Genomic DNA, 4,825 nt, shown 5'->3' with positions numbered 1-4,825 from the left:
CTCGATCAAGCGCGAGCGGGGCACCAGCTCGGGCCGGGCTGGCGGAACAAACAGTTTGGTCGCCAACAACGGCACAGCCATTTCATCCCCCTCGCACAGCAGACCTCGCCCACAACCGATGAATCTGAAGATGCCCTCATTCTACCACACCTTGCCCGTACAACAAAACAGGTCGAGAAAGGTCCCGTCTGGAGACTGAATCCAACACCAGCCGAGCTGTCACCATCAACCCACGTATATCGGGTTGTGCAGGACACTTTGAGAAAATGAGTTATGACAACTCGCAACTGGCGCGTGTCTACCTTCACGCCTGGCAAGTCACCGGCAACGAGTTCTTCCTCACCGTCGTCGAGGAGATCCTGGACTATGTTGTGCGGGAAATGACCGACCCGCTAGGCGGTTTCTACTCCACCCAGGACGCCGACAGCGAGGGGGAAGAGGGCAAGTTCTTCGTCTGGACACCTGACGAGATCCGCGACGTCCTGGGTGACGAGGCCGATGCCTTCATAGCCGCCTATGGCGTCACCTCAGGCGGCAACTTTGAGGGCAAGAACATCCTCGAATTCGTCAGCGACATGGACAAGCGCCCCGCCCTGGCCGAGTCCCGGCGCAAGCTCTTCGAGGTCCGCGAGCAACGCGTCCATCCCGGCCGTGATGACAAGGTCCTCACCTCGTGGAACGGGCTAATGCTCGCCGCCTTCGCCGAGGCTGGCCGAGCCTTAGATCGCGACGACTATCGCCTGGTCGCCGAACGCAATGCCGATTTCCTGTTGCGCGAGCTGAGACAGGAGAATGGTCGTCTGCTGCGTACCTGGAAGGCTGGCGAGGCCAAGCTCAACGGATACCTGGAGGACTATGCCTACCTGATCGAGGGGTTGCTGGAGCTCTACCAGACCGCCTTCGAACCTCGCTGGTTCGTGGCGGCACAGGAGTTGGCAGAAACGATGATCGCCCACTTTCAGGCCCCGGACGGCGGCTTCTACGACACCAGTGATGACCACGAAACCCTCATCACCCGTCCCCGCGACCTGCAGGACAACGCCACGCCCTCAGGCAACGCCATGGCAGTCACCGTCCTGCTGAAGCTGGCCGGCTTCACAAACGACCTGCGTTATGTTGACATCGCCCACCAGGTGCTGACCCAGATGCAGTCGTTGATGGCTCAATACCCGCTGGGCTTTGGCCAATGGCTCCAGGCTCTGAGCTTTGCGCTGTCCCAGCCCAAAGAGATTGCCATCGTCGGCGATCCCGAGGCCGCTAACACGCAAGCCCTGCTAAGTGTCGTTCGTAGTGGCTACCAACCCTTCCAGGTGGTGGCCCTAGGAGAGCCCACTGCCCAGCCTCCTGCCGTCCCACTCCTGCGGGATCGTGGCCTGTTGGATGGGCAAGCGGCAGCCTACGTCTGCCGCGCCTTCACCTGCCAGACACCGGTGACGGAGCCGGAGGGGCTACGGGCGCAGCTGGAGCAGCGATGATCTTGTTCTGTGTCAATCAAACGTGCCACGCGTTGTCACTAGAGATGGCCCAACGGCTCGCGCTTCAGCCGCACGCGGAGCGACGCGGAGCGTGTCGGCTGGAAGCGCTGGTCGGGCGGCGAATATGCTGAGTACCTGTGCACAGTCTGCAACGGTTCTTACCTTCCTTTATCCTGCTGACCGCTGCTCTCGCCATTTCCGTATCACCTCAGTGTGCCTCGGGTAATGGCTATACGTATCAAGCCGTAGGCGACGACGGAAGCGCGTTTCCCTGATGAACTGATCTTCTGGCACCCTCTGGATGAAGTCGATGAGCCGGCGATGGGTATCGTCCCGCTGCCGCAGCACCTCGGAGAGCGACAAGTTCCGCTTCTGCTTCGTCGTCTGAGCGTTGAAGGCATCGATGCCGCCGTACGTGACGGAATACCGCTGTGGCTTCTCGCACGCGAGGATGAGCGGCAGATGCGTCAGCGACTCCTCTTCCCACGAGGTCACGTGCGCGATGATGTCTTTGATCGACCAGGTGCCTGTGACACCAGGCTCCATCATCTCCGAGTCCGGCAGACCAGCGTATGACGCCTCGAGTGCGTTCCAGGCCTCGTCCAAGCGTTTCAGAAGTTGCGATTTATCCACATTCCCCTCTATCATTCACGTGCTTGTACGATTGCTCTCTGAATGCCATGATAGCGAATGCTGCCGCCCGCCGCCACGCCTCGACGTGAAAGGGGGTCAACTTGGTGCATCCGCTGACCCACGCCAATCATAAGGCAATAATTCTCGGATGGTCACGACTACACCTTCGCCAACCATTACTTCAGTGTCTAGATTGTCGTTGTGAAGCTGGCTTATGAATTCACGGCAACGACCACAGGGCGGTAGGATACGTCCGTCCCATCCAACGGCGATGATCTTTCGTACACGGCTTTCACCAGCAGTTATCATAGCTGCCGCAGCGGCGTGTTCTGCACAGAAACCCATGGAGCATGCGGTATCAATACACACGCCTGTATACACCATTCCGCTTTCGGCGAGAATAGCGGCACTAACTCCCCCAGCCTCAGCATCCTCAGAAAGCTTGCGTGGATTGACTACAGATTTTGCCTTTTCGTAAAGCTCATCAAAAGTCACAGGTATCATGTCCATTGCCTCAATAGATATACGCGACAGGGACGCGCCGCTGCGGTTCCGAAGTGGTGTCTGGGAATGCTCGCTTCATGCAACCGGCGGCATAACGGTGTGCTTCAGCCGCGCCGCGACTTACCCATCGAGCCTCGCTTGAAAAGACTCCGCACATAACCAAATCGTGCCGCGATACAAGGCCGCGAAGCGGCGTCGGCTGCAAGCAGGGTCGGGCCGCGCTTTGCCCTGAGATTCATCGTTGGTCTCGTTCGACCTGCTTCTTCCAGTCAGACTCTCGAAACAGATTGATCTCCATCCCTCGCCCGGCCCGCAACTCCTCTAGCATCGTCAGACAGTTGCTGTCCTTTAGCTCACGTGCCTCGGGCTGATATCCCGTCATTGTGAAATGGTTGACTCTCTTTGACGACACTATGAAGCGCAAGTCGTGCGTAGCCATTACGTGAGTCATCAAGCTGAATGTGTCGTACCACTTTGCGCTGCCTACTTCAAAGCCCATTGCTCGACCCAAACCAATTGTCTCTACCACCTTTCGAAAGACCGGGATGTTAGCAACAAGACTGCACGCAGGACTACAGCGACGAACCAAACGAGTGGTATACTCTGTGTCGTAGCAGGAAACCTGCCAGGTCGGAAAATCGTCTACATCACCAATACCTGGGTTGCCATCTCTACCTTCGATGACTCGATAGGCGTAGTATCCATAAATCCTGGCTTGATTGGCAAAGACTGAGGGCGGAGATTCCAGCAATTCACTCAACATGGTGGGAATAGTGTTATCCTCGACAAACCAAATATCGCTGTCGAGAAACAGGTAGTGTGTGCAGTCGTCATATTCCTCAACGAAACTGTCAAACGCTGCCCCATGCTTCTCTGGAGCGAGGGAGTTGTCAAAGCCTGTTTGGATAAGGGGGATACGCTGCTCTGCCAGATAGGCTTGCAGTTGACCCAAGTGCTCATCGCCTGAGCTGTTGTCCAACACAAGCATATGGAAATCAATGCCACTCAGATCGTTTTTATAGAATAGCGTGCGTAGCATCAGCTCCACGAAGTGGGAGGTGTTGTGATTGACTGTTACCGCGTAGATTTTTGTCGCTGACATTGAATTTCACTTTGACATCGTGCGGCCCAACGTTGGGCGTTTCGGCGGCGGCCGAGCGCCTCTCTTCAAGCTAGCGCTCCCGGCCGTCCGCTGGAAGCGCTTGTTCGGTAACCGCCGACCTGTCGCCATGTCCACTGCTCATGAGCCGGTCGGAGAGTAGATCCACCAGGACCGCGAACCCCACTCCCGCACCGTTTGCGAGGAGGTCGACCGCGTCGTACACGTTTGCCATGACGCCGAAACCGTCTGTGATCTCGAAGGACGTGACTGCCGCGAGCGTGATTAGCGCCGCGAAAAGACGCGGGTGTCGGTACCTGCGGGTCGCGCTGACCGACGCGAAGTAGAGGGCGAAGGAGACCGACAGGTTCCCGCCGTACGAGTGGACGATCTGTTGCAGTGGGCCGACATAGGAACGTCTTAGAACAAGCCCGGCCGCCCCAAGAAGGGCGAAGACCACGTTGCGCGATGCCATCACCCGAGTCAGCTCGAAGCCTCCCTCATTGCGACCCGAACCGAGATGTTGCGTGTTACCGAACGGAAAAGCTCAGGCGCGCCGCGGCTTACCCGTCGAGCTTCACTTGAAATGAGCCAACACATAACTGAATCGTGCCGCAATACAAGGCCGCGAAGCGGCGTTGCCTGCAGCGTAGGTTGGGCAGTGCAGTACTTTTGAAAACATGTTGCTCACACCAAATTGTTGTGTATTTCCTGTCTCGTCTCAGTCATGGTTTATATGGTTAACAATTGTGGCTTTCGTTTTCCTTCATTTGCTTTCTAAACACAATACTTAGAAGGATCCCGTTTATTATCAATACCAACCAATCAATAGATAGTACTGCAACCTCAAAGCGATCCTGTCTCTCTAGTCCATAATTGATCGAGATCACTGCCAGAGAAACGATTGCCAGGATAAAGGCTATGACAAAGATCCACCGAACCGCGGATTCCAAGCGATTTCTGTTGGCAAAACATGAACTGACCCCCTTAGATTGGACACTTTTTCGGCGATTTTTAGTTCAATTCGAGGGCCAGTTCCTGCTCCTTTCGCCATTGCTCTTCGAACTCGGCTGGGGTGAGATAGCCCAGTGAAGAATGGATACGCTTGTGCATG

Annotated in this window: 5 protein-coding genes; 1 reads left to right on the top strand and 4 read right to left on the bottom strand. The window is 56.4% G+C overall.

From position 1 onward, the window contains the following. The first annotated feature begins 266 nt into the window (after positions 1-266). Positions 267-1,475 carry a hypothetical protein gene (locus VM163_06200; GenBank protein HUT03466.1) on the top strand — a complete coding sequence of 403 codons (1,209 nt, stop codon included), beginning with the start codon at positions 267-269 and terminating at the stop codon, positions 1,473-1,475. Between the two features lie 168 nt (positions 1,476-1,643). On the opposite strand, the gene VM163_06195 is transcribed toward VM163_06200, so the two are convergent. The 4 genes from VM163_06195 to VM163_06180 form a co-directional block, all read right to left on the bottom strand. Further along, complete coding sequence (locus tag VM163_06195; protein HUT03465.1) at positions 1,644-2,108, bottom strand: DinB family protein; 465 nt, start codon at positions 2,106-2,108, stop codon at positions 1,644-1,646. 96 nt (positions 2,109-2,204) lie between these two features. Further along, positions 2,205-2,603 carry a cytidine deaminase gene (locus tag VM163_06190; GenBank protein ID HUT03464.1) on the bottom strand — a complete coding sequence of 133 codons (399 nt, stop codon included), beginning with the start codon at positions 2,601-2,603 and terminating at the stop codon, positions 2,205-2,207. A 244-nt stretch (positions 2,604-2,847) separates the two neighbouring features. Continuing rightward, a complete protein-coding gene (locus tag VM163_06185; protein HUT03463.1) occupies positions 2,848-3,714 on the bottom strand; it encodes a hypothetical protein in 867 nt (288 codons plus the stop codon). 70 nt (positions 3,715-3,784) lie between these two features. Further along, positions 3,785-4,186, bottom strand: coding sequence for a hypothetical protein (locus tag VM163_06180; GenBank protein ID HUT03462.1), 402 nt, complete (start codon positions 4,184-4,186; stop codon positions 3,785-3,787). Between the last annotated feature and the right edge of the window lie 639 nt (positions 4,187-4,825).

Source organism: bacterium (genome assembly GCA_035527515.1).
Taxonomy (GTDB): domain Bacteria; phylum B130-G9; class B130-G9; order B130-G9; family B130-G9; genus B130-G9.
Note: the sequence above shows the minus strand (reverse complement) of the source record. Positions and strands in the feature narration are given on the sequence as shown.